Below are 25,213 nucleotides of genomic sequence, written 5' to 3' on the forward strand. Positions count from 1 at the left end.
GGCAGCAAGGATGTCGCGTTGCGCGCACAAGGCCGGGGGAACTGCGTTGTGGAGATCTCACGAGGGGTACTTCGATGACGGGCAGGGAGAATCTCGCCGCACGGCTGGGCGGCTGGAGCGCCCGGCACCGCTCCATCGCCATCGTGGGCTGGCTGGTCGTAGTGGCGGCGGCAGTGCTGATCGGTAGCGCTGTGGGGCAACAGCACATGACTGATCAGGAGTATGCGGCGGGCGAGTCCGCCCGGGCGTGGCAGGTCCTGGAACAGAAGGGGCTCATTCCTCCCGCGGACGAGATGGTGCTGGTGCACAGCGACACCGACATCGCCGGCGCAGCCGGGTTCCGGGCTACCGTGCGGGAACTCGTGTCCGGAGTCCGGGCCACCGGAGAGGTGACCGATCTGCGCGACCCGTACACGACGGCGGGCCTCGTCTCCAGTGACCGGCACAGCGCCTTGGTGCAGTTCTCCATGACCGGCAAGGCGAACACCGCGTACAAGCGGGTACAGCCGGTGCTGGACGCGGTGGACAAGGTACGGGCCGCCCACCCGGGCATGCGCGTGGAACAGTTCGGCGAGGCGAGCGCCGGCAAGTGGTTCAACGACACCATCCTCAAGGATTTCCACCGGGCCGAGTTGACAGCCGTTCCGCTGGCGCTGGGCATCCTGCTCGCGGCCTTCGGCGCCCTGCTCGCCGCGGTGCTGCCGGTCGGGCTGGCGATCACCGCCTTCCTCGCCGCCAACGGTCTGCTGGCGCTGATCAGCCACAGCATGCACGTCGACAGCTCGGCCAGCTCGGTGGTACTGCTGCTGGGCCTGGCCGTCGGCGTCGACTACTGCCTCTTCTATCTGCGCAGAGAGCGCGAAGAGCGCGGGACGGGGCGCGACCCGCAGGCGTCCCTGCGCATCGCCGCGGCGACCTCCGGACGCTCGGTACTGGTGTCCGGCCTGACCGTCGTGGTGGCCATGTCCGGCATGTTCCTGTCCGGGATGCAGCTCTTCGACGGGTTCGCGGTGGGCACCATCCTGGTGGTCCTCATCGCCATGCTGGGTTCGGTGACGGTGCTGCCCGCACTGCTGTCGCTGCTCGGGGACCGGGTGGAATGGGGCCGAGTGCCGGGTCTGGGGCGGCTGCGCCGTCCTGAGAGCGGCAGCCGGGTCTGGGGCGCGATCCTGCGCCCGGTGCTGGCCCGCCCGGGCATCTCCGCCGCGGCCTCCGGTGGCGTCCTGCTGCTGCTCGCCGTCCCGGTGCTCGGCATCCACACCGAAAAGCTGAGCCTGGACAAGCAGTTGCCGTCGAACACGGCCCTCATACAGACGTACCGCCACATCAGCGCGGCGTTCCCCGGCGGTGCCAGCCCCGCCAACGTCGTGGTCGAGGCCGATGACGTCCAGGCGCCGCAGCTGCGCCGGGCGCTGACCGCCTTCACCGCCGCCGCACTGGACACCAACCTGGTCAACCGGCCCGTCCAGGTCACCACACACCCGAAGCAGAACGTCGTCGAGATCAGCGTGCCGCTGGCGGGCAACGGGTCGGACAGCACCTCGCGCCGCGCGGTACAGGTGCTGCGCGACGACGTGGTACCGCAGACCCTGGGAAAGGTTTCCGGGGCGCGGGCGTACGTCACCGGAGACACCGCGTTCTCCATGGACTTCAACGCGCAGTTGCGCCGCAGCATCGTGCCGGTGTTCGTGTTCGTGATGGCCGTCGCCTTCCTCGTGATGCTGCTGTCGTTCCGGTCGCTGACCATCGCCGCCGTCTCGATCCTGCTGAACCTGCTGTCGGTCGCCGCCGCCTTCGGCGTCATGGTCGCGGTCTTCCAGCACGGCTGGGGCGCCACCCTGGTCGGCACGCACCCCGTCGGCGCCATCGAGTCGTGGCTGCCGCTGTTCGCGTTCGTCATCCTCTTCGGACTGTCGATGGACTACCACGTGTTCGTGGTGTCCCGCATACGCGAGGCGCACGACGCCGGCACGCCCACCCAGGAAGCCGTGGCACGCGGGATCCGCAGCACGGCGGGCGTGGTGACCAGCGCGGCGATCATCATGGTCGCCGTCTTCGGAGTGCTCGCCACCCTGTCGATGCAGGACTTCAAGCAGATGGGCGTCGGACTCGGCGTGGCCATCCTGCTCGACGCGACCATCGTGCGAGGCGTGCTGCTGCCGTCCGTACTGTCACTGCTCGGCGAGCGCACCTGGTACCTGCCCCGGTGGCTGTCCCTTCCTTCCTGGCACGCCGAACCGGCACCCACCGGCATCCCACCGCAGGCCGGGCCCGGGAGCCCACAACCGGACGAAGTCCAAGAACCGGTCCACCCCCAAGCCGGTACGGAATCCAGCCCCGGCGCTGCGCCCGGCCGGCGCCGGGAACGAGATCACCGCCGATGACCAGAACCCGTGAACGTACCCTTGGGGACGCTCGTCGGAGCGACGGCGAAGTCGAGCCGAAGCGCGGCAGCGGACTGGCCAACCTCCACGCCCGTGCCACGGAACCGGGCTGCACCCCCAACGGTCTGTAACCGGTGATCATCTGAGCCCAGTTGGAGTACACGCCCTCAACGCTGCCTATATGCGCGACCTCTTACTCGCCGCAGAGCGGGCCCAGGCTCCCGGAACGAAGCCGCCGAAGTTGACGAAGTTGACGAAGAGGTGGACACACCCGCAGCGTCGGCAGATCAACCCGATGACACCCACGGCGCCCCGCCCCTGGATGGGACGGCGCGCCGTGGGTGTCACGTCAGGTCACTACCGCGACGTCACTGGCCGGACGCCATAGAGCCGGCGACTGTCAGCGGTGGCCGCCGCCCCCGTGTCCGCCACCCTCGTGACCGCCACCCCCGTTGTGGCCCCCGCCACCGTGACCGCCGCCGTGGTGGCCGCCGCCCTCGTGACCGCCCCCGTTGCGGCCGCCCCAGGACTTGTCGTCGACGACGCGGCGGTGGTCGTTGCGGAGGGTGGCGGTGTCGGAGCGGTTGTCCCAGGCGTAGTCGCGGCGGTCCTGGTAGACGTCCTGGGCGGTGTCGCGGCCCTTTCCGGTGTGGACGCGGACGGTGGCGTGGCCGCTGAGGCGGAAGTGGTGGAAAGTGTAGGTCTGGCCTTCCTTGTTCGACAGCTTCCAGCCGTCGAGGTTGACGCCGCGGCGGTCGTGGTTGGTGATCTCCACCCACTCGTTGTTCAGCGAACGGGCGGAACGGTCGTCCGGTCCCGGCGAGTCGGCCTGCACGCGGCTGATCTCCACGCTCGGCCGCACCGCGTGGTCGGCCGCGGTCGCCGGCAGTGCCGCCGCGCCGACGAGAGCACCGGCAGCCAGCGCGGCTGCGGCCAGACGGCGGACGGACACGGAAGGTGAAGAGGTCACGGGTTCCCCCAGCATGGTGCGGGCACATCCCCGGATACGGCAATGGCCGGTCCTCGGGCTGTGCGGTGTGCGGGTGGCGGCCTGTTGGCCGCACACCCACACCTTCTCCACCGCGCCGACAGGATATGAGCGATACGTGAATCGTGTTACGAGTCGGTCGTATTTCCGTGATTGTCGCCTGTACCGTCCATTTATGCGCATGATGCACCAGGTTGACGCCCCGAGTTCCTGCGGACACTGACCCGAGGTCCGTGATCGCCAGGGTGCGCCACCCCGGGTCCGCCGGAGGCGTCACCCGAAAGTGGGTAACGGGCAGAGGGCCGATTCCGGCCGATTCCCGTTGCTTGAAGGACTCCCGGGTGCACCGGACCCTGTAAGCGGCCGGGTCCTTGGACTGCGGGCCGGCCGCTTACCAGGTGTGGAATGAAGACCTGTCCGGCCGTTGTCGGGAACCCGCTTGGAGTGCCACGAGAGACGGCGACGGTTCTACGTCGGCCCGGTCATTGGTAGGAGCAGGTCTTCGCCGTCCCCGGTGCCGGGTCGCCGAAGACCGCGTTGCTGCACCCGGTCGAGCCCGAGACGGACCGGTACACGTACCGTCCGGCCGCCCCGTACGCCACCTCGCGGGTGCCGGAGATGCTGCACGTCCCGTTCTCCGCCGCGCAGTTGGTCCACGTGGCGAAGGACGGCGGTGCGCCGATGAGGTAGCAGGACTTCGCGGTGCCGGACGCCGGGTCGCCGAACACGGCGTTGGAGCACGCGGTGCCGCCGGGCAGCGTCGCGTAGCTGAACGAGCTGCCGGCGCCGTAGGCCACCGTCATCACGCCGGAGAAGGCGCAGGTGCCGCCCTCGGAGGCGCAGGAGGTCCAGACGTCGGTCGCGGGCGGGGCGGTCTCGCCGTAGCAGGACTTGGCCGTGCCGGAGATCGGGTCGCCGAAGACCGCGTTGGTGCAGGGTGTGGAGCCGGCCTCCGTGGCGTAGTTGAACCTGCCGCTCGCGCCGTAGGCCACGGCCGTCGTCCCGCTGACCGCGCAGGTGCCGTTCTCGCTCGCGCACTGGGCCCAAGTCCCCGGCAGGACCTGGGCAGTTGAGCCTGTGCCACCTCCGCCACTGCTGCTGCCGGAGGTGAACGCCTGGAAGATGCGCGCGAAGTCACCGGAGTTCTGACTGACCCCGCTGCACGTGCTCTGGGCCGAAGTCGAGCCCGCGCAGCCGCCGTTGTCGCGGTTCTGCGACCAGTACGACGTCAGGGCGATGCCCCGGGAGGCGTCGAAGGACTCGACGCTGCGGGCGTTGTCGAGGGTGAAGATCTCGCCGGGGCTGTCGTTCTGGCCGATCATCGGGGTGTTGCCGAGCTTGGCGTAGGCGGCACTGGTGGAGATGCCGAACGCGCTCGCGACCTGGCTCGCCGCCGCGTCCACGGACGTGTTGGCCGCGTTGCCCATGTCGATGCCCGAGGAGCCGTAGTCCATGGTCATCAGGTTGACGACGTCCGGGGTGAAGCCATTGGAGCGGGCGTTGTTCAACACGTTCACGCCGTCGCCCGAGAGGCCGCCGGGGAGGGCGGGGAGGGTGACGGAGATCGACAGTGAGCGGCCGTTGTTGGCGGCCCAAGTGCGCACCTGGGCAAGGGCTTTGTCGCGGCGGTCGATGCCGGCGGAGTTGGTGAGGGAAGCCGACTCGATGTCGAAGTCGACGTGCGAGAGGTTGAAGGAGGTGATGACGCTCTCGATCTGCGCTGCCGCCGCCTCCGGGCTGGAACAGGAGTCGCCGATCTCGGTGAGCGCGGTGTCGGAGGTGTAGCCGCCGAAGGACACGGAGACGTCACCGCCCAGGCCGCGGATGCCGTCGATCTGCGACTGGAGGGCGGACTGACCCGGTACCTGCCACTGGCAGCCGGGGCCGTCGACGAACGCGGCGGTGAAGAACCTGGTGCCGTAGCTGTTGGCCACATCGGTGAGGGAAACGTTTCCCGAGCCCGCGTCGAAGTAGGGGGCGAAGACGTGGGCGGGCCAGGCGTTCGGGGCGGAGGCCGCCGACGCCGGGGCCGCCGAGGTGAGACCGGCCGCCGCGAGGGCTCCGGTCAGCAGCGCGGCGGAGAGGAAGGAGCGCGGGAGGGAACGGGACAGGGAACGGGATCTCGATCGGGTACGCATGCGCGACCTCCATGGAGGAGTGGGGGGTGAATCGATTCAATCCCTGATCGATATTGGTGCAGACCAATTCGATGCGTGGGCCCAGGGAAGCAGTGTTGACCGGGGCCAGTCAAGGCAAGGGCCGGTCAAGAGGAACGGGGGCGGGCGCGGGTGTCATGACGGGCACGGATTGGTTGCGGGACAGCGCAGGTCCGCCCCGACTGCCGTACTCCCCCGGCACCATGGCGTGCCATGGGGGACTTGAGCGGGGACCGGGATCGGTACGTCGACTTCCTGCGGGCATGGGCGATCGTGCTGGTGGTGTTCGGGCACTGGCTGATCACCGGGCTGGTGCGGGAGCCCAACGGGGCGATCGGCGCGCCGGAGTTGCTCGCGACCGTGCCCTGGACCCAGTGGCTCACCCTGGGCTTCCAGATCATGCCCCTGTTCTTCCTGGCCGGCGGACACGCGGCCGGCGGCTCCTGGGCGCGGGCGCGGACAAAGGGCCGTACCGCGACCGGATGGGTGGGGCAGCGGGCGCTACGGCTGCTCCTGCCCGCCGGGGTGTACAGCGGGCTGGTGCTGGCCGCCGTGGCCGTCTGCGCGGCCGCCGGCGTGGACCCCGGCACCCTCGCGCTCGTCGGGTGGGCCATGGCCATGCAGTTCTGGTTCCTGCCGGTGTATCTGCTGCTCAGCGCGGCGACTCCGGTGCTGCACGCGGCACATCGGCGATGGGGACTGCGCGTGCCCGTGGTGATGGGGGCGGTTGCCCTGGTCGCCGACGCATTGGTGGTCACCGTGCACGCACCCGGTGTCGGGCTGCTGAACTACGTGCTCGTGTGGGGCGTCGCCTATCAACTGGGCTTCTGCTGGCGGGACAGGCTCCTCGCCGAGCGACCCGCCCTCCCCGCGTTCATGGCCGCGGGCGGTGCCGCCGCCTTCGCCGCGCTGGTCGCCCTCGGGCCCTTCCCGGTGAGCCTGATCCTCGTCACCGGGCAGAGCCCCAGCAACACCAATCCCCCCTCAGCGGCCATGCTGGCGTGGGCAGTTGGCCAGGCCGGGCTGGCACTGCTGCTCGCGCCCGCACTGCGCCGGTCGCTGGAGCGCGCACAACTCTGGCGGCTGGTACGGCCGTTGGGCGGCATCAGCATGACGCTCTACCTCTGGCACATGCTGCCCGTGCTGATCGTCGCCGGTGCCTTCTACCTCACCGGTCTGGCACCCGAACCCGCTTACGGGTCGGGGAGTTGGTGGGCGTTGCGGGTCCCCTGGCTGGCCGTGCTCACGGTCGTGCTGGTGGGGGTCGTGGGAGCGCTGCGGCCGTTGGAGCGCGGGCTCGCGCTCGTGTACGCGCGGACGCGGCCGGGCGATCACCCGCCCCGGGCCTGGGCCTTGTGGCTCGGACTGGCCGCGGGTGTGAGTGCGCTGGTCTGGTTCGCCGGGCACGGGTTCGCGTACGACGGGCGGTTCCCGGTGCTGCCCGCGCTGGGGCTGGTGGTGGGGGTCGGGCTGGTCATGGCGGTGGGGCGGGAGGATGTGCTCCGTCCCGCCCCACCGTCACTGCCCAACAGCCTTAGTGCTCACGGCACTTCGAGAGGTCGATCCGGACGATCTGCGGATCGTGGTCGCTCGCCTGGTCCGCGAACTCCGCGTTGATGTGCACGACGTCGTAGTTGAAGGACGTCACCGCGGGGCTGGTCAGGATGTGGTCCAGGGTCTGGGAGTTGCCGTCGTAGACGTAGGTGTAGCGCTCGGCGGCGGGGAGAGTGGTGATCAGGGGCTTGAGGACGTTGTCGGCCGTCAGCGTGGTCACCGTCCGGGAGAACTCGTAGTCGTTCAGGTCGCCGAGGACGATCGCCTTGGCGTTCTTGTCCGCCGCGAGCAGGGACTTGACGAAGGTGTTGACCTCGGCCGCCTGGGCCGCGCGCTGGGTCTCCGAGCTGCGGGCCGGGGGCTGGTAGCGGCCGTGGATCGGCTGGTCGCCGCCCTTGGAGATGAAGTGGTTGGCGACCACGAAGACCTGCTCGCCCTGGAAGGTGAACTCGCCGACCAGGGGCTTGCGGCTGTCCTCCCAGGCCGCGTCGGTCGGGTCGATCCGGCCCGGGGAGTAGGTGAGTTCGACGCCCTTGCGGGTCTTCACCACGCTCGTGGCTGTGGTCGCGTCGCCGCCGGGGTGGTCGGTGAAGGAGACCCGCTTGGGGTTGAAGAGGAAGACCTGGCGGATGTTGCCGCCGGGCTCGCCGCCGTCCGCGTCGTTGGTCGGGGAGATGTAACGCCACTTGTAGACCGGGCCGCCGGCCGCGCGGACCGCGTCCGTGAAGCGCTTGAGGGTGGCCTCGGCCGACACCGTTCCGTCGTTGGTCGCGCCGTTGTCGTCCTGGATCTCCTCCAGGGCCACGATGTCGGGCGAGTTGAGGTTGACCGCGACGCCCTCGGCGAGCCGGTCGAACTTCTCCTGGGTGTCGAGCGCGTCCAGGTTCTCCACGTTGTACGTGGCGACCGCCAGCTCGTCCTTCTTCTGCCTGCGGGTCAGTTCCTGCTTCAGGCCGTTGTCGACGAGGGTGCCGAGCTGGGTGGCCTGGACGTTGTAGCCGCCGTAGGTGGAGTAGTCGAGGGGGCCGGTGGTCGTGCCTGACAGTTCGTCACCGACGTTGGCGGCGGGGAGGGTCGAGGTGGTGTCGAGCGACATGACCTCGATACGGCCGGTGTTGGGCCGGTCGTAGGAGGAGTACAGGGTGCCGCCGCGGGCGGTGGCGTTCTCGTCGGGCTTGACCGTGACCCACAGCTCACCGTACGCGTCGCTCGCGCCGACCACGCGGGCGTCGGCGAAGGTGACCCGCATGCCCTCCAGGGACTCGAAGAAGTCCTGGGCGTAGACGGTGGGTTGGAGCGGGAGGGACTCGACGCTGCCGCCGGACGCGGTCGGGATGTAGGCGTCGGGGACCGAGGTGGCATCGAGGGTCACCGCGTCCGGGAGCGCGTTGCCGCTGGAGAGGACCGTGGTCGTCGGGCCGGTGATCTCCGTGTTCGACTGGCTGGTGCTGCTGGGGTAGTACTCGCTGACCTTGCCCGTGACCAGGACCGAGTCGCCGACCGCCACCGTGGGCTTGGTCGAGCCGGTGTAGACGAAGACCGCCTCACTGGTGCGCGGGTCGGCGTCGGGCGTCGGGTCCTGGATCCAGTAGCCGAGGGAGCCGCCGGTGCGGACGCCGGTGACGATGCCCGGGACGCGGGTGACGGTCTGGCCGGAGTACGGCGAGAGGCGGGTCGTGCCCTGGAGGTCGTGGACGCGGACCGTGCCGGGGTCGGTCGGCGAGCCGCCGTCACCGCCGCCCCCGTCGCCCGAACCGGGCGTCTGGCCCGCCGAGTTGACCGGTGACGGGGCGCCCGCGGTGAAGTCGGCCGCGTTGTCGTCGGTGTCGGCGAGCGAGTCGGCGCGCGCGACGGCCGCGGTGTTGGAGGCGCCGGTGGCCGGGCCGCTGCCCTCGCGGACGACCGCGGTGCCGTAGCCCGTGAGGTCGACGATGCTCGGGTCGGCCGCACAGTCCGCGGCGGTCTTGCAGGTCAGTGCGGTGGTGCCGGAGACCAGGGCGATCGTGCCGGAGGTGGCGCTCATGGCGATGGAGCCGGTGGCGTCGGTGGTCGGCAGCGCGGTGGTGCCGCCGCTGCCTGTGCCCTCGCCGACGAGGTAGCGGGCGCCGGGGGCGATCGCGCCGGTGAGGGCGGTGACCTGCCAGGCGGAGCCGGCGGAGGGCGTACCGGGCAGGTACTGCACGCTGTGGCCCGACAGGTCGTAGGCCGTGGAACCGGCGTTGGCGAGTTCCACGAAGTCCCGGGTCAGGGTGGCTCCCGAGTTGCCTCCGCCGCCGTACACCTCGGCGATCACCGCCGAGGCCGACGGAGCGGCGTGCGCGGCGGGCAGGGCGGTGAAGGCGAACGCTCCCGCCGCGCCCACCGAGACGATCGAGCAGGCGGTGCGGCGGGCGCGGGATCTGCGCCCTTCAGGTCTGGACACGCTGGCGGTCTCCTCGTACTTCGTGTAGCTGCCGATACCGGTGCCTGTGGGGAGTCGGCTCAAGTTACGCGCGTAGAAAGGGAGTTGCCAGAGAGCCTCGCGTTAAATCCAGGGAACAAGTGGGCGCGGAGGCGGCGACTGCGGTCGCGAAAGTGATGTTCCACACATATGACTCGTGATCAAGTCGGGCAACTACCCTTATTTCGCCCGACCTTGCGAGCTCCCGGGCCATAACAGGTTCACCTTTCAACCGTGGCTTTCTCCGGTTTGCTCCGGTTCACTCTGGATGGTTTTCCGCGCACTATAAGTCCGTTCTGAGCACAGGGAGCGTGTAGAGCTATGTCCAATTCACCCCATTCGCCGGAGATTCCGTTCGCTCCTCACCCGGTGAGCGCCGCCGAAGTCATCCCTGGCGATCTGATCGCCCTGACCCAGGACGACGCCGAACGCGACTGCTGGTACGTCGTGATGCACACGCTGCCCGAGACCCCGGAGACGATCCGGCTGGCGCTGCGTCCGCCGCTCGGCGGGACCGACCGGGACGAGGTGCTCGGCCGGAACCTGCGCGTCACCGTCGCCTGCCACCGGATGGACGTCGGGGCGATCCCCCGTCTCGACTCCGACGATCTCGCGGCGGTCGAGTTCCGCGACGGCGACCGGGTGACCACCCTGCGGGTCGTCGATCCGCGCGCCGACGAGGTGTCGTACGCGCGGCGTTGGGGTGTGTGGCACCGGGATCTCGACGGGGCGGCTCGCGAGGTTGCGACCGATGCCGAGGTGCGTGGCTGGGGCGGTGCGGAGTATGTCGTACGGCATCGTCCGCGGCCGGAGCGGGAGATGACCGCGAGCGGGCCGCGGCGGGTGGTGGTCACCGGGCTCGGGGCCGTCACGCCGCTCGGGATCGGGGTCGGCGAGCTGTGGCGGGGACTGCTCGACGGTCGGCACGGGATCCGGGAACTGGACGGCGAGGAGTTCGCGGAGCTGCCCGTGCGAGTGGCCGGGACCGTGCCCGTCGACCCGGCGGAGCTGCTGCCGCGCGCTGCGGCGCGGCGGATGAACCGGGCCGCGCAGTTCGCCGTGCTCGCCGCGCGGGAGGCGTGGGGTGACGCCGGGTTCGTGGCGGGCGGCACCCGGGAGAGCGGGCTCGATCCCGAGCGGGTCGGCGTCAGCCTCGGGGCGATCCTCGGGGACGCGGCCGTGCTCGTCGGCGGCGACCGCAAGCTGCGCGACAGGGGACCGCGCGCCGTCTCCCCGCTCACCACCCCCATGACCGTGCCCTCGCAGGCCGCGTCCCAGGTCTCCCTCGACCTGCACATCACCGGCGAGGCCCGCACGGTCACCGCCGCGTGCGCCTCCGGCACCGAGGCGATCGGGGCGGCCATCGACCGCATACGGTACGGCCGCCTCGACCTCGCCCTCGCGGGCGGGGCCGAGGCGGTCGTCACACCGGCGATCATGGCGTCGTTCGCCGCGATGCGGGCCCTGTCCACACACGCGCCCGCGGACGGTTCGTCTCCGTCACGGCCGTTCGGGAAGGACCGGGACGGGTTCGTGAACGGAGAAGGTGCGGGGGTGCTCGTCCTGGAGGCCGAGGAGCACGCACGCGCGCGTGGGGCGCGGATCTACTGCGAGGCCGCCGGGTGGGGGCTGTCCGCCGACGCGTACCACATGGCGGCGCCGGACCCCTCGGGTGCCGGGGTCGCGCTCGCCGTGCGGCGGGCGGTGCGGGACGCGGGCGGGCATGTCGTGGACGTCGTCCATGTGAACGCTCATGCCACGGCGACGGTGGAGGGCGATCTCGCGGAGGCGGAGGCGCTGCGGGCCGTGTTCGGGCGGCGGTCCTTGCCCGTCACCGCGCTCAAGGGGCACCTCGGGCATCTGCAGGGGGCGGCCGGCGGGGTCGAGGCCGTGGCGACCGTGCTCACGCTGCATCACGGGGTGGTGCCGCCGACCGTGGGGAGTGGGGAGCCGGACGACGCGCTGGGGTTGGACGTGGTGGTGGGGGTGCCGCGGGATGTGCCGGCGGGCGGGGATCTCGCATTGAGCAATTCGTTCGGGTTCGGGGGGCACAACGCGGTGCTTGCGCTCCGGCGGATGGGGTAGCGCTGCGCGGGGACCGGCGACGGGCTGCGGCTCAGGCGGTTCGCTTGCGGGGAGTCGCCTTCTTCGCCGGGGTCTTCTTCGCGGCGGTCTTCTTCGCCGCCTGCGTCTGCGTCGATTTCTTCGCGGATCCTGAGGCCGACGCCTTCGTGGTCGTCGTCTTCTTCGCCGCAGTCTTCTTCGCCGCCGTCTTCTTCGCCGTGGAGGTCGACTTCTTGCCGGTGGTCTGCTTCGGGGTCGCTCGCGAGGAGATGGATGTGACCTCGGCCTTCGCCGCCGCCCGCGCACCGGCCGGCTCCTCGCCGCGCGACTCCTGCGCCTCGCGGACGCTCTTCTCCAGGGCCGCCATGAGGTCGAGGACCTTGCCGCTGCGGGCCGGTGCCGGGGTGTCGGCGGGCTGTTCGCCGGTGGCCTTGGCGGTGATCATCTCCTCCACGGCCTCGCGGTAGTCGTCGTGGAGGTCGGCGAGGTCGACCTCGCCCAGCGTGTCCATCAGGGCGTCCGCGAGGTCGAGTTCCTTGTCGCGGACGGTGACGCTCGTGTCGGGGGCGACGCCCTCGGGGGCGCGGATCTCGTCCGGCCAGAGCAGCCCGTGCATGGCGATCACGTCGTCGACCACGCGCAGCATGCCGAGGCGTTCCCGGCCGCGCAGCGCGTACTTCGCGATGGCCACTTTCTGGCTGCGCTTGAGCGCCTCGCGGAGCAGTGTGTACGGCTTGGCCGCGGGGACACCGTTGGCGGAGAGGTAGTAGGCCGCGTCCATCTGGAGAGGATCGATCCGGTCGGCCGGCACGAAGGCGACGATCTCGATCGTCCTGGCCGTGGGGATCGGCAGCTGGGCCAGGTCCTCGTCCGTGATCGGGATCATCGTGCCGTCCGCGTCCTCGTACGCCTTGCCGATCTCGGCCTGGGTGACCTCGCGGTCCTCCAGTTCGCAGACCTTGCGGTAGCGGATGCGGCCGCCGTCCTCGGTGTGGATCTGGCGGAAGGAGACGGAGTGGCTCTCGGTCGCGTTCACCAGCTTGATCGGGATGCTGACCAGGCCGAAGGAGATGGCGCCGTTCCATATGGATCGCACCTGCCGCACCCGCCTTCCGTTCCGGCTCACATCCGGTCCGCGTCCGGTCCGCGTCCGGCCCACACTCGACCCACGTCCGGTTCGTCCCGTTTCCGTGGGATTCTCATCGTATGACGCCGATCACAGAGGTGGAGGGGCGAAGGCTCGCGCTCAGCAACCTGGAGAAGGTGCTGTACCCGGCGGACGGCTTCACCAAGGGCGAGGTCCTGCACTACTACGCCACGACCGCCGAGGCCCTGCTGCCCCATCTGCGGGACCGGCCGCTGTCCTTCCTGCGGTATCCGGACGGGCCGGACGGTCAGGTGTTCTTCGCCAAGAACGTGCCGCCCGGTACGCCCGACTGGGTCACCACCGCCGAGGTGCCGCGGTCGGAGGGGCCGGCCCGGATGGTGCTGGTGCAGAACCTGGCGTCCCTCATGTGGGCGGCGAACCTCGTCACCGAGTTCCACACCCCGCAGTGGGTGATCGGGGCGCCGGGCTCCGCCGATCGGCTGGTCTTCGACCTCGACCCGGGGGCACCGGCGACGGTGGTGCAGTGCTGCGAGGTCGCGGTGTGGCTGCGGGAGCGGCTGGCGGCGGACGGGATCGAGGCGTACGCCAAGACGTCCGGGGCCAAGGGGCTGCATCTGCTGGCGGGGGTGGAGCCGGTGCCGTCGGAGCGGGCCGTCGAGTACGCGAAGTCGCTGGCCGTGGAGGCGGAGAAGGCCATGCCCCGGCTCGTCGTGCATCGGATGACGCGGAGTCTGCGGCCGGGGAAGGTGTTCGTCGACTGGAGCCAGAACGCCGCCCGCAAGACGACGGCGACGCCGTACACCCTGCGGGCGCGCGCCGAGCCGAGTGTGTCGGCGCCGGTGACGTGGGAGGAGGTGGAGGCGTGCCGGTCCGTGCGCCAACTGACCTTTCTCGCGACGGACATGGGGGTACGGCTGCGGGAGTACGGGGATCTGCTTGCGCCGTTGGTCGATGGGGGGCCGGTAGGGGCTGTGCCTTGATGCCCGCCCCCGCCGCCCCTGCCCGTCCCGTCCCGGGGGGCTGCCGCCCCCAGACCCCCGCTTCGGCCCCGAAGAGGCCTCGTCCTCAAACGCCGGACGGGCTGAATGCCGGACGGGCTGAATACCGACCAGCCCTCAGGGGTTCCAGAACACCGAGGTGAACGCCCGGTCGAAGCGTCCCGCGGCAAGGTCATCGCGTTCGATCGCCCAGTGGACGGACGCGCTCTCCCAGCCCTCCACGTCCATGCCTGCCTGCCAGTCGGCCAGGAGGAGCCAGTCCGAGACGTCGGGCGAGACCGGGCCTGGCCATCGGCCCGCTTCCGCCGCCTTTCCGGCGCGGTGCGCGGCGACGGCGACCGGGTCGGTGTGGACGGCCTCCTCCCAGGCGTAGCCCCCGAGTTGGAGGGGGGCTTGGGGGGTGATGGCGTCCTGGGTGCTGCTCCAGACCTGGACGAGTTCCTCCGCGCGAGTGAACTCGACCGCCTGGTGGTACGGCAACGACACTCCGGCCGTCGCCCTCAACGGGCCCTGGGGGAACGCCTGGAACATCGCCTCCTCGTCCTCGAAGTCGAAGGTGTTCCAGGCGTTCGGGTCCCGTTCCGTCACGGCCGCGCCGACGGGGACGTAGACCGCGCTGCCCTGTGTTTCGTAGTCGTCGGCGGTCTCGGGGAAGGCGAACAACAGCAGGTGGCCGTCATGGGGGAGGGGCAGGTCCGTCGTGTCGGCGGGCAGGGCCGCTAGGTCGATGGAGGCGACGAAGGGGTGGGCGGGGTCCGGAACATCGGGCGGAAGCAGGAGCGGACCGCCGAACCTGCCCACGACCGGGCCGTCTTCCTGCTGGCCCCCCTCCTCCGTCCGCGTCAGGGTCACGCAGGGGCGGGCCGTGTCCAGCCAGCGCTCCACGTCGTCGGCGGGTATGTCGCGTGCGCTCGCCTCGTCACGGAACGGGCGTAACCGGTCCCACGTCTCAGGGGTCATGCGCAGACCGTAGAGGACAGCACTGACAGCCCCGTCACACCTTCCCCCACGTATGCCGGTCCCGGGCCATCGCGTGCAGTGCCTCCACGTCCGCCGGCTTCAACACCCCGCCCGTCCTTGCCAGTCCGGGCAGTTCCGTGTCCTGGAGTACGCGGACCTCGCGGAGCGCGGTCGTCACCGTGATGTCGGTCGGGTCGGTCAGGGCGAGGATCGGGCGGACCTCGGCGGTGAGGGCGTAGGACGCTCGGTCGGCGTCGGAGCGGACTCGGCGGAGGAGCGGGAGCGGGTCGCGGCGGCCCAGGGTGACCATGGGGTCGGCGATCCGGACCCGTTGTTTACGGGCGTACAGGGTGTGTACGGCGAAGAGGCCGCCGGGTCCGATCACCAGGTGGTGGAGACGGTCGCCGCCGGGCAGCGGGATCGAGTGGAGGGCGTGCCAGCCCGCGCCGTCGAGAGCGTCCAGGGTCTCGCCGACGGCCTGTTCGGCGGTCAGGGCGCGGCGGCGCTGGTCGGGGCGGAGCCGGTGCTGGGGGCCCGGGTCACGGTCGAGAGCCAGGTGGAGCGCCTCGCCGGGGCGGTTGGGTGCCAGGTCGTCGTCGGGGTGGAGGGAGAGCCGCGCGAGTTCCGCGGGCGTCGGCACCGGCGGCGGGCCGATCGTGACCGGTCCGGTGAGGAAGGGACCGAGGGCGTGCAGCACGTCCTCTCTGCGGTCCTCGCTCAGCAGGTTGATCCGGGCCGCCTCCCGGTCGTACCAGGCGACGTTCCTTCCGTCCGTGTGACAGACGTACAGCCGTTCCTGACCATGGCGCCAGGTCGGTACGACGCGTAGTCCACTCATGCGCCATCACCCCTCGACCATGGGAACAGGCGGGGTGCTCAAGGGGCAAGAACCCGGTTACCTTTGGGTCAGTCGCTGGGGCTTGGGGAGGCGCCGTTGCGGACGCGCAGGAAGCAACCCGACGTACCCGCTCCGGACACTCCGTGGAGCGAGATCGTCACCGGTCTGTGGATGGGCGGGCACGAGTTCAGAGGGCGCTCGGGGCAACGGGAGTTCGCGGTGGTGCGGGACGAGTTCGATCTCGTACAGACGCTGCTGCGGCTGCCGGGCCACGGGCCCGACTCCGGCATCGAGCACCATGTGTGGCCGATTCCGGACGGGCCGCTGGACGGGACGCAGCTCGCGGGCGTGATGCGGCTGGCCCGGGCCGCGTGCGACGCGCTGGACGACGGGCGGAAGGTCCTCGTCCGCTGCTATCACGGCTACAACAGGTCGGGACTTGTCGTCGCGCACGCGCTGGTCCGGCGCGGGTACTCCACCGAGGAGGCGATACGGCTGATCCGCGCCCGCCGCTCGCCGTGGGCGCTGCACAACGAACTGTTCGTGGAGTATCTGCGGGCGGGACTGTCCACGGCCCGGCTGCTGGAGGAGCTGGCCGAGTAGCCCACCCACCGAGCAGCCGAGTAATCGTTTCACCCAAACCACTCAAGAGCGTGAACAAAGAGGACTTCCGTACGAATAGGGTGTACAGGTCCTACACCAGTGCCTCTCCAGGAGAACAGTGCCGTTCCGTCGCCCCCTCCGCACCACCGCCGTCGTCGCCCTGCTGTTCGCGACCGCGGCGGCCTGCGGTGACACCGGCGCGCTGCGCGGCGTGGGCGCGACCCCTACGGCGACCAGCCCCGCCAAGCTCTGGCCGAGTCTGTCGCCCGCCGCCTCCCCCGCCTACGACTTCGACGAGGCGGACACCGAGATCGTGAACGGCGTCACCGTCCCCGGGGACGACATCCGCAAGGTGGACCCGATCGCCGTCGTACGGGCCGAGATCGCCGCCAACCCGGACGACTACGACGGTTCCAAGGCGCCGTACCGGGGAACCGACGAGCGGATCGGCGACTGCGGGAGCGGCCGGGACCGGAGCAAGTGCCCCGTCCTCAAGCCGTACTACCGCGACCTCACCGGCGACGGACACGACGACCTGACCCTCGGCTTCCGGCTGCTGCCCACGAAGATGACGGCCGTGCGGGTCTACACCGTCGAGAAGCACCGGCTGGTTCAGGTCATGGCCAACGACGACGCGGTGAGCGGGGTCGAGCTGGCCGGGCGTTCGGTGATCATCCGCTCGCCCTCGGAGCTGGCGGGGTACGAGTACCGCGTGCAGTGGACCTGGGACGCCGAACAGAAGGCGATGCTGCTGACCCACGACGAGTTCCTGCGCACGGGCAGCCGCAAGCACGGGGTCCGCCGCGCGACGCCCACGCCCCTGCCCTCGGCGACCTCGTGACGGGGCTCGCGCTGCCCCGGTGGGCCGGGACCCTGGCATTCAAGTCCGCCGTGTTCATCACGGTGATGTGCTGCGCGCTGGCCGCCCTGCTCGGCGTGCTCGTGCATGTGTCGGTGACCGACCGGACCGTGGGCCAGGCCCGCCAACTGGCGCTGTCGCGGCTGCGGACGGCGACATCGCAGTACGAGGCCGGGGACTCGCTCCTGCACGGCGCCGGCGTCGATCCCGCGAGCCTGCCCGTGCCGCTGCGGCGGCTGGCCGTGGGCGGCGACCGGGGCACGATGCTCGGCAAGCGCCGGGGGCGCCCGACGATGTGGGCGGCGGGACCGGCCGACGGCGGGCGGGTGCTGGCCGTGGCGGTCGACTACTCGCAGGGCTCGGACACCATCGCCGGGCTCGACCGGGCGATCGTGTGGTCCTCGGCGCTGGCGATCGGGGCGACGCTGCTGGTCGGCGCGTTCGCGGTGACCCGGGTGAGCCGGCGGCTGCACGGCACCGCGCAGGTGGCCCGGCGGATCAGCGCCGGCGACCTGGACGCGCGGGTCGACGACCCCCGTACGAAGGACGCGACCCGGCCGCAGGACGAGGTGGCCGCGGTGGCCGCCGCGCTCGACACGATGGCCTCCTCGCTGCAGGGGAAACTGCTGACCGAACAGCGGTTCACGGCGGATGTGGCGCACGAGCTGCGCACCCCGCTGACCGGGCTGCACGCGGCGGCCGAACTGCTGCCGCCGGGGCGGCCGACCGAGCTGGTGCGGGACCGGGTGGCCGCGTTGCGCACGCTCACCGAGGACCTGTTGGAGATCTCCCGGCTCGACACCCGGCGGGAGAAACTGGAGCTGGGCACCGAGCAGTTGGGGGCGGTGGCCGGGCGGGTGGTACAGGCGTCGGGGACCGACACGGAGGTCGTCGTCGTACGGGACGAGTGGGTGGAGACGGACCGGCGGCGGCTTGAGCGGGTCCTCGGGAATCTGGTCGCCAACGCGCACCGGCACGGGCGGGGGCCGGTGGTGGTGACCGTGGACGGGGCGGTGGTGACCGTGCGGGATCACGGGGACGGGTACCCGGGCTATCTCCTGGAGCACGGACCGCAGCGGTTTCGGACGGAGGGCGGTGCGACCGGGCACGGGCTGGGGTTGACCATCGCGCTGGGGCAGGCGGAGGTGTTGGGGGCGCGGTTGGTGTTCGCGAACGTGGAGGACGGCGGGGCGTTGGCCACGTTGACGTTGCGATGAGAGTGGTTGTTTGTCGGGCGCGGGCCGGTGGGGGGTGATCGCGCCCACGCGGCAGAGCCGTATATCGACACAGCCCCGCGCCCCTGGAGGGCGCGCTCGTGTGGACCAACGTGACAAGCCACGCCCGCCCCGCTCCCCCTAATGTGGCGATTAGTCAGCTTCGCCCCATTCCTGGAGGTACCCCCATGTCCCTCAGCCTCTCTATCCGTCGTATCGGTATAGCGGTCGCGGCCGGCGCGCTCGTCACCGCCGCGGCCGTCACGCCCGCCGTGGCCGACGACGAATGGGGCGACCAAGACCAGAGCGTCAGCAGCTCCCAGGACGACGACGGCTGGAACCAGCGCGGCGACGAGGACTCCGACGGGCGCGGCGACCACAACCAGCAGGGCGACGACAACGGCCGCGGTGACGACGACGGCCGTGGCGACTACAACCAGAACGGCGACCACCACGACAACCCGCGCCTGTACCGGGGCGTCGTGACCGCGAGCGAACTGGCCCTGCGTTCCCGGCCGGACCGCGGCAGCAGGATCATCCGGTACGCACACCGCGGCGAGCACGTCTCGATCTTCTGCAAGACCCGCGGCTCCAACGTCCAGGGCAACCACCTCTGGTACCTGCTCACGGACGGCACCTGGGCCTGGGGTTCGGCGCGCTACATCGACAACATCGGCCCGGCCCCCCGCTGGTGCTGACGGACGAGACACACTCACCACCCAAGGCACACAACACGTCCCATTTGGGTAAGTTCCGGACATGACCAACGCCGGAACCACCGTCACGGCGGACCTTCCCACACCCGCTGTACGCCTCCCCCGGCGCCGTGGCATCGAACTCACCCTCATCGTCGTAGCCGTACTCCTCTCGGTGTACGGCTACTGCGCTGTCGGTCTGGCCAAGAGCGGCACGGTCCCGCCCGGCGCCGCCGGCTACGGCGCCGGGCTCGGCGTGCTCGCCCTGCTGGCGCATGTGGCGGTGCGCCTGCGGGCTCCGTACGCCGACCCGCTCCTGCTCCCGATCGGGGTGCTCCTCAACGGCCTCGGCCTGGTCCTGATCTACCGGCTCGACCTGGAGACCCCGGGCGACCGGGCGGCGCCCACCCAACTCGTGTGGTCCACCCTGGGCGTGACCCTCTTCATCGTCGTGGTCGTCGCCCTACGGGACCACCGCGTGCTCCAGCGCTACGCGTACGTCTGTGTGGCCGCCGCGCTCGCGCTGCTCACCCTCCCGGTGTTCTTCCCGGCCGTGAACGGCGCCCGGATCTGGATCCGGATCGCCGGATTCTCCATCCAGCCGGGCGAGTTCGCGAAGGTACTGCTCGCGATCTTCTTCGCCGCATACCTGGCGGCCAACCGCAACGCGCTCGCCTACGCCGGCCGCCGGGTCTGGCGCCTCCAGCTCCCCACCGGCCGCGTCCTCGGTCCGATCGTCGCGATCTGGCTGCTGAGCGTGGGCGTGCTGATCCTGGAACGCGACCTGGGCACCTCGCTCCTCTTCTTCGGCCTGTTCGTGACCCTCCTCTACGTCGCCACCGGCCGCACCGGCTGGATCGCGGTCGGCCTGCTGCTCGCGGCCCTCGGCGCGGTCGCGGTCGGCCGGCTCGAACCGCACGTCCACAGCCGCGTCCTCGACTGGCTGCACCCCTTCGCGTCGATCGACGCGGGCCAGGGACCGAACCAACTCGCCCAGTCCCTCTTCGCGTTCGCGGCCGGCGGGATGCTCGGCACGGGCCTCGGCCTCGGCCACTCGATCCTGATCGGCTTCGCCGCGAAGTCGGACTTCATCCTGGCCACGGCGGGCGAGGAACTGGGCCTGGCCGGTCTCTCCGCGATCTTCATCCTCTATGGCCTGCTGGTGGAGCGCGGCTACCGGGCCGGCCTCGCGCTGCGTGACCCCTTCGGCCGGCTGCTCGCGGTCGGCCTCGCCTCGATCGTCGCGCTCCAGGTGTTCGTGATCGCGGGCGGGGTGACCGGACTGATCCCGCTCACCGGCATGGCGATGCCGTTCCTCGCCCAGGGCGGCTCCTCGGTCGTCACCAACTGGGCGATCGTGGCCCTGCTGATCCGGGTCAGCGACTCGGCCCGCCGGCAGTACGACATGGAGGTGGCAGCGTGACCGACGCCATGACCCGGCACATCCGCCTCGCGGCGGCCTTCTGCACCCTGCTCCTGCTCGCCCTGCTGGTGAACGCCACCCGTATCCAGGTCTTCCGGTCCCGGCCCTACGACGACAATCCCGCCAACCGCCGCCAGACCATCGCCCGTTACGACCAGCCGCGCGGCGCCATCCTCGTCGGCGGCAGGCCGATCACCGGCTCCCGGGACTCCGGCGAACAGCTCCGCTACGAACGGACGTACCGGGAGGGCCCGTTGTACGCGCCGGTGACCGGCTTCGCCTCGCAGGAGTACGGCACGACATTCCTGGAGCACTCCGAGGACGGCATCCTCTCCGGCACCGACGAGATGCTCTCGCCGTTCCCCCTGTGGAACGACCTGACCCGCGCGCAGAACCCGGGCGGCAACGTCGTGACCACCCTCGACCCGGCCGCGCAGAAGGCGGCCTACGACGGACTCGGCACGCGCACGGGCGCGGTCGCCGCGATCGAACCGTCGACGGGCCGCGTCCTGGCCCTGGTCTCGACCCCGTCCTACGACCCCGGCACCCTGTCGGGCAACGGCCGTACCGCGAACCGCAGTTGGGCCCGTCTGAACGCCGACCCGGACAAGCCGATGCTCAACCGGGCGGTACGGCAGACCTATCCGCCGGGTTCGACGTTCAAGGTGGTCACCGCGGCGGCGGCGCTGGACGCGGGCGTGGTCACGGACCTGGACGCGGCGACGAGGTCCCCCGACCCGTTTACGCTCCCCGGCACCTCGACGACGCTCACGAACGAGGGCGACGGCTGCGCGGACGCGCCGCTGCGCTCCGCCTTCGAGTGGTCGTGCAACACGGTGTTCGCGAAGCTGGGCGTGGATGTCGGCGTGCGGAACATGAGCGGCACTGCGGAGGCGTTCGGTTTCAACGACACCGGTGTGCGGATCCCGTTCGCGGTCTCCCCCAGCACCTTCGACGCCTCGGTGGACAAGGCCCAGTTGGCGCTGTCGTCGATCGGCCAGTACAACACGCGGGCCACGCCGTTGCAGATGGCGATGGTCGCGGCGGCGGTCGCGAACGGCGGGCAGCTGCGGCAGCCGTACCTCGTGGAGCGCACGACGAGGCGGGGCGGCGAGACGGTCTCGGCGGCCGGATCGTCCCGCCCCGTCCGCCAGGCCATGCACCCCGCAACGGCCGTACAGATGAAGGAACTCATGGAAGACGTGGTCACGGAGGGCACCGGCACGAACGCGGCGATCCCCGGCGCGACCGTCGGCGGCAAGACCGGCACCGCGCAGCACGGCATCGGCAACTCCGGTACGCCGTATGCCTGGTTCGTGTCCTGGGCACAGGGCGAGCGGGACATGGAGCCGAAGGTGGCGGTCGCGGTGGTGGTGGAGGACGCGTCGGCGGACCGCTCGGACATCAGCGGGGGCGGGGACGCGGCGCCGATCGCGAAGGCGGTGATGGAGGCGGTGCTCGGCCTGTGAGACGGGGGATGTCACGGTACAGGCGCCCGACCTATCGTTCGGTTCATGACTGAGCCGTTGACAGTACCCGCGTACGAACTCGCCCAGGTCAACATCGGCCGACTCCAATTCCCGCTGGACTCTCCGGAGTTGAAGGACTTCGTGGACGCCCTCGACCCCGTGAATGCCGTCGCCGACGCGGCCGAGGGCTTCGTGTGGCGCCTCCAGTCCGACTCCGGCAACGCGACCGACGTCCCCGTCCTCGGCGACGACTGGCTGATCATCAACATGTCGGTGTGGCGCGACACCAACACCCTGACCGCGTTCATGTACCAAGGGCAGCACCGGGAGTTGCTGGCCCGCCGCCGCGAGTGGTTCGAGCGGATGCGGGAGGCGATGACGGCCCTGTGGTGGGTCCCGGCGGGCCACCGCCCGACAGTGGCGGAGGCTGAGGAACGACTCCTGCACCTCCGCGCCCACGGCCCGACCCCCTACGCGTTCACCCTGCGGACGTCGTTCCCGCCCCAGGGCGCGGAGCCGACGGGGCCGGTCAACATCCCTGAGGGTCTGGGCTGTTCGGTCTAGATCCCGGGGCCGGGCAGGGGCTCGCGGCGCCGCAGCCAGTCCTGCGGCACGCCGTCGAGCCCCGTCCGGGCGGCCACGATGCCGCCGGTGACGGCACAGGTCGTGTCGACGTCACCGAAGCCCTCCGCGGTGGTCCACAGGGCTGAGGTCAGATCGTCCGGGTGCCGGGCGGCCGACCAGACGGCGAAGGGGACGGTGTCGTCCGCGCGGATGCGCTGACCGTTGCCGAGGAGGTCGGAGGCCCGCCACGGCTCGGTGGCGAAGGGCACTTCGAGGGCCCGCACCAGACCTTCCCGCACGGCGCTGTCGGGCGTCCGCGCCGCAACCGCCTCCAGGGTCAGCTCGCGCCGTACGGAGAGCGCGGCGGCGACGGCCACCGCGACCGCGCCCGCGATGCCCTCCGGGTGGGCGTGGGTGACCTCGGCGGACAGGGTCGCCTGCGTGACGACGCGGTCGAGGTCGTCGTGGAACCACGCGCCCAGCGGAGCGGCACGCATCGCGGCGCCGTTGCCGAGGCTGCCCTGGCCGTCGAACAGTTCGCGCGCCAACTCCCGCCAGCGGTGCGGCTCCTGGAGCAGCAGGGGCAGCAACTGGTGCATACCGTGGCCGTATCCGCGGGCCGGATCGACGTCGTAACCGAGCGCGAAGGCCCGGGCGAGGGGCTCCTGTCGGATCTCGCCGTGCTCGTCGAGCACCCGGAGGATGCCGAGGGCCATCGCCGTGTCGTCCGTCCAGTGCCACTCCGGTTCCTCCGGGGTGCGCCGGGCGCGGATCTCGTCGTAGGCCCGACGGGGTTCGCGGAAGAGCGGGAACCAGCGCTCGCCGAACGCGTCTCCGAGGGCGAGCCCCTCCAGACTGCGGCGGGCCGGGGTCACTTGGCCTTCCTCGTCTCCGAGCGGACCTGGAGGGTCATCTTCGCGGAGAAGGCCAGGTCGACGTCCGAGGGGTCCTGGGCGAGGGTCGCCGCAGTGGTCCAGGCGACGGCGGCGGCGGTGTTGCCGTCGGCCCAGGCGCAGGTCGGATAGGTGACGGTGACGCTGAGCTTCTGCTGGCTGAGCACCTCGCAGGAGACCGTGACGCCGCCCTCGACGAAGTCCTTGCGCGGTACGGCCACGGTCACCCCGTCGGCCTCACCGGCACCCTTCAGCATGCCCTCGCGGGCCTCGTCCGTGTTCTTGAACCGGCCGTACATCCCCGACACCGCCAGCGTGCCCTTGGTCGCGTCGCCGTTCAGGGCGTAGGTGCCGACGACACCCACGGTGCCCTCGGCGTCCCAGGCGCCGTCCGCCTCCTGCTCGATCTTCTGCCCCTCGGTGTCGGAGAGGTCGTCGGCGAGTTCGAAGCGGCCGTCGACCAGCGTCCTGGGCAGCGTCAGCACGAAGTCCGCCTCGGGGAACCCGGTGGCGGACCGGCCTCCGACCGTCAGCACGACGGCCATGAGGATCACCACCGCCACACCGAGCGCCCCACCGACGATCCCCAGCACGAACCCGGTGCCGCGCTTCTTCGGGGGCGGCGGGAACGCGGGCGGAGGGGCACTCCAGCCGTAGGGCTGCTGCGCGCCGTACGGGGCCTGGGCGTAGGGCTGTTGACCATAGGCAGGCTGGCCGTAGGGCGGCTGCGGCGGTCCGAACTGCTGTGGGGGGTACGGCTGTTGGGGGTTCTGCTGCGGGTACGGCTGCTGGGGGTGGGGCTGTTGGGGATACGGCGGCTGCTGCTGCGGCGGAGGCATGGACACGTCAGCACCGTACATGCGGGACATGCAGAACTTGCGGACGGAGGGATTGACGAGCTTGCTGACAAGCAGTCTCATAAGACCACGGAGGATGTGACCCCGGGTAACACACCGACCTGCGAGGTGGGAGAACCATGACGACCCTGACCGAAGCCGACGCGGTCGACGGGCTGCGCGACGCGCTCGGCCTGCTCAAGGACCGCGAGCAGGTGGCCGAACGGCTGCTCGCCTCCTCCGCCAGGCACTCCTTCGACCCCGACAAGGAACTCGACTGGGACGCGCCCTTCGAGGAGGGCAAGTGGTTCTGGCCGCCGGAACTGGTGTCGCTTTACGACACCCCGCTGTGGCGGCGGATGGGCGAGGAGCAGCGGATCCTGCTCTCGCAGCACGAGGCCGCGGCGCTCGCCTCCCTCGGCATCTGGTTCGAGCTGATCCTGATGCAGCTGCTCGTCCGGCACATCTACGACAAGGCGGCGACGAGTGCGCATGTGCGCTACGCGCTCACCGAGATCGAGGACGAGTGCCGGCACTCGAAGATGTTCGCGCGGCTGATCTCCCGCGGGGACGCACCCTGGTATCCGGTGAGCCGGGCCCACCAGAACCTGGGGCGGCTGTTCAAGACGGTCTCCACCACGCCCGGTTCCTTCACCGCGACGCTGCTCGGGGAGGAAGTCCTCGACTGGATGCAGAGGTTGACCTTTCCGGACGAGCGGGTGCAGCCGTTGGTGCGGGGTGTGACACGTATCCATGTGGTGGAGGAGGCGCGCCATGTCCGGTACGCGCGGGAGGAGTTGAGGCGACAGATGGTGACCGCGCCCCGATGGTCCCAGGAGTTCACGCGGGTCACGTCGGGTGAGTTCGCGCGGATCTTCTCGATCGCCTTCGTGAATCCCGAGGTGTACACGAATGTGGGGCTCGACCGGCGGGAGGCGGTGGAGCAGGTGCGGGCGAGCGGGCATCGGCGGGAGGTCATGCAGTCGGGGTCGAAGAAGCTGACGGACTTCTTGGACGACATCGGTGTGCTGCGGGGGGTTGGGCGACGGCTGTGGAGGGCTTCGGGGTTGCTGGCTTGAGTTCACAGCGCGGCCCGGTGGGGGCCGGTCGCGCAGTTCCCCGCGCCCCTGAAGGCCGGACCAGTCCAGGCGCTTCCAGGGGCGCGGG

The 25,213-nt window shown here is 70.9% G+C and carries 20 protein-coding genes; 12 read left to right on the forward strand and 8 right to left on the reverse strand.

The genetic code is table 11. The features are described from left to right. The first annotated feature begins 74 nt into the window (after nt 1-74). Nucleotides 75-2,384 (forward strand): MMPL family transporter, encoded by a 2,310-nt coding sequence (locus AB0I51_RS44410; RefSeq protein ID WP_362984541.1) that lies wholly within the window; start codon nt 75-77, stop codon nt 2,382-2,384. Between the two features lie 400 nt (nt 2,385-2,784). On the opposite strand, the gene AB0I51_RS44415 is transcribed toward AB0I51_RS44410, so the two are convergent. Both AB0I51_RS44415 and AB0I51_RS44420 read right to left on the reverse strand, forming a co-directional pair. Further along, nucleotides 2,785-3,369: a lamin tail domain-containing protein gene (locus AB0I51_RS44415; RefSeq protein ID WP_362984543.1), complete on the reverse strand. Its 585-nt coding sequence runs from the start codon at nt 3,367-3,369 to the stop codon at nt 2,785-2,787. 485 nt (nt 3,370-3,854) lie between these two features. Next, on the reverse strand, nt 3,855-5,510 hold the full coding sequence (locus AB0I51_RS44420; RefSeq protein WP_362984545.1) for a chitinase: 1,656 nt from the start codon (nt 5,508-5,510) through the stop codon (nt 3,855-3,857). A 231-nt stretch (nt 5,511-5,741) separates the two neighbouring features. Here AB0I51_RS44420 and AB0I51_RS44425 point away from each other — a divergent pair, with 231 nt between their 5' ends. Then, the gene (locus AB0I51_RS44425; RefSeq protein WP_362984547.1) at nt 5,742-7,145 is read left to right on the forward strand and encodes an acyltransferase; all 1,404 of its coding nucleotides are present in this window, start codon (nt 5,742-5,744) and stop codon (nt 7,143-7,145) included. On the opposite strand, the gene AB0I51_RS44430 is transcribed toward AB0I51_RS44425, so the two are convergent. After that, nucleotides 7,063-9,444: an endonuclease/exonuclease/phosphatase family protein gene (locus tag AB0I51_RS44430; RefSeq protein ID WP_362984574.1), complete on the reverse strand. Its 2,382-nt coding sequence runs from the start codon at nt 9,442-9,444 to the stop codon at nt 7,063-7,065. The genes AB0I51_RS44425 and AB0I51_RS44430 overlap by 83 nt on opposite strands. A gap of 399 nt (nt 9,445-9,843) precedes the next feature. On the opposite strand from AB0I51_RS44430, the gene AB0I51_RS44435 reads away from it, so the two are divergent. Then, nucleotides 9,844-11,607 (forward strand): beta-ketoacyl-[acyl-carrier-protein] synthase family protein, encoded by a 1,764-nt coding sequence (locus AB0I51_RS44435; RefSeq protein ID WP_362984549.1) that lies wholly within the window; start codon nt 9,844-9,846, stop codon nt 11,605-11,607. Between the two features lie 31 nt (nt 11,608-11,638). Here the strand turns inward: AB0I51_RS44435 and AB0I51_RS44440 are convergent, their stop codons facing one another. After that, complete coding sequence (locus tag AB0I51_RS44440) at nt 11,639-12,691, reverse strand: Ku protein (RefSeq protein WP_362984551.1); 1,053 nt, start codon at nt 12,689-12,691, stop codon at nt 11,639-11,641. A 101-nt stretch (nt 12,692-12,792) separates the two neighbouring features. Here AB0I51_RS44440 and ligD point away from each other — a divergent pair, with 101 nt between their 5' ends. Then, nucleotides 12,793-13,674: a non-homologous end-joining DNA ligase gene (ligD, locus tag AB0I51_RS44445; protein WP_362984553.1), complete on the forward strand. Its 882-nt coding sequence runs from the start codon at nt 12,793-12,795 to the stop codon at nt 13,672-13,674. A 135-nt stretch (nt 13,675-13,809) separates the two neighbouring features. Here the strand turns inward: ligD and AB0I51_RS44450 are convergent, their stop codons facing one another. Together AB0I51_RS44450 and AB0I51_RS44455 are read right to left on the reverse strand one after the other, a co-directional pair. Further along, on the reverse strand, nt 13,810-14,652 hold the full coding sequence (locus AB0I51_RS44450) for a DUF1963 domain-containing protein (RefSeq protein WP_362984555.1): 843 nt from the start codon (nt 14,650-14,652) through the stop codon (nt 13,810-13,812). A gap of 34 nt (nt 14,653-14,686) precedes the next feature. Continuing rightward, a complete protein-coding gene (locus AB0I51_RS44455; protein ID WP_362984557.1) occupies nt 14,687-15,490 on the reverse strand; it encodes a nuclease-related domain-containing protein in 804 nt (267 codons plus the stop codon). Between the two features lie 96 nt (nt 15,491-15,586). On the opposite strand from AB0I51_RS44455, the gene AB0I51_RS44460 reads away from it, so the two are divergent. The 7 genes from AB0I51_RS44460 (at nt 15,587) to AB0I51_RS44490 (ending at nt 22,317) form a co-directional block, all read left to right on the forward strand. Beyond that, nucleotides 15,587-16,093, forward strand: coding sequence for a dual specificity protein phosphatase family protein (locus AB0I51_RS44460; RefSeq protein WP_362984559.1), 507 nt, complete (start codon nt 15,587-15,589; stop codon nt 16,091-16,093). 118 nt (nt 16,094-16,211) lie between these two features. Beyond that, complete coding sequence (locus tag AB0I51_RS44465) at nt 16,212-16,934, forward strand: hypothetical protein (protein ID WP_362984561.1); 723 nt, start codon at nt 16,212-16,214, stop codon at nt 16,932-16,934. 65 nt (nt 16,935-16,999) lie between these two features. Further along, on the forward strand, nt 17,000-18,169 hold the full coding sequence (locus AB0I51_RS44470; protein ID WP_362984576.1) for a HAMP domain-containing sensor histidine kinase: 1,170 nt from the start codon (nt 17,000-17,002) through the stop codon (nt 18,167-18,169). A 185-nt stretch (nt 18,170-18,354) separates the two neighbouring features. Continuing rightward, nucleotides 18,355-18,864, forward strand: a complete 510-nt coding sequence (locus AB0I51_RS44475; RefSeq protein WP_362984563.1) for an SH3 domain-containing protein — start codon at nt 18,355-18,357, stop codon at nt 18,862-18,864. 61 nt (nt 18,865-18,925) lie between these two features. After that, nucleotides 18,926-20,284 carry an FtsW/RodA/SpoVE family cell cycle protein gene (locus tag AB0I51_RS44480; RefSeq protein ID WP_362984565.1) on the forward strand — a complete coding sequence of 453 codons (1,359 nt, stop codon included), beginning with the start codon at nt 18,926-18,928 and terminating at the stop codon, nt 20,282-20,284. Nucleotides 20,285-20,292: 8 nt separating this feature from the next. Further along, nucleotides 20,293-21,753: a penicillin-binding transpeptidase domain-containing protein gene (locus AB0I51_RS44485; RefSeq protein ID WP_362984578.1), complete on the forward strand. Its 1,461-nt coding sequence runs from the start codon at nt 20,293-20,295 to the stop codon at nt 21,751-21,753. A gap of 45 nt (nt 21,754-21,798) precedes the next feature. Continuing rightward, the gene (locus AB0I51_RS44490; RefSeq protein ID WP_362984567.1) at nt 21,799-22,317 is read left to right on the forward strand and encodes a DUF3291 domain-containing protein; all 519 of its coding nucleotides are present in this window, start codon (nt 21,799-21,801) and stop codon (nt 22,315-22,317) included. Here the strand turns inward: AB0I51_RS44490 and AB0I51_RS44495 are convergent. Both AB0I51_RS44495 and AB0I51_RS44500 read right to left on the reverse strand, forming a co-directional pair. After that, nucleotides 22,314-23,192, reverse strand: coding sequence for an ADP-ribosylglycohydrolase family protein (locus AB0I51_RS44495; RefSeq protein ID WP_362984569.1), 879 nt, complete (start codon nt 23,190-23,192; stop codon nt 22,314-22,316). The two genes, AB0I51_RS44490 and AB0I51_RS44495, sit on opposite strands and share 4 nt — an antisense overlap. Continuing rightward, entirely contained in the window at nt 23,189-24,049 is an 861-nt protein-coding gene (locus AB0I51_RS44500) for a hypothetical protein (protein WP_362984580.1), read from the reverse strand. The genes AB0I51_RS44495 and AB0I51_RS44500 overlap by 4 nt, the downstream gene beginning before the upstream one ends. Before the next feature lie 137 nt (nt 24,050-24,186). Here AB0I51_RS44500 and AB0I51_RS44505 point away from each other — a divergent pair, with 137 nt between their 5' ends. After that, a complete protein-coding gene (locus tag AB0I51_RS44505; protein WP_362984571.1) occupies nt 24,187-25,125 on the forward strand; it encodes a diiron oxygenase in 939 nt (312 codons plus the stop codon). Nucleotides 25,126-25,213 lie beyond the last annotated feature (88 nt).

This window comes from Streptomyces sp. NPDC050549, from assembly GCF_040655035.1.
Classification (GTDB): Bacteria; Actinomycetota; Actinomycetes; order Streptomycetales; family Streptomycetaceae; genus Streptomyces.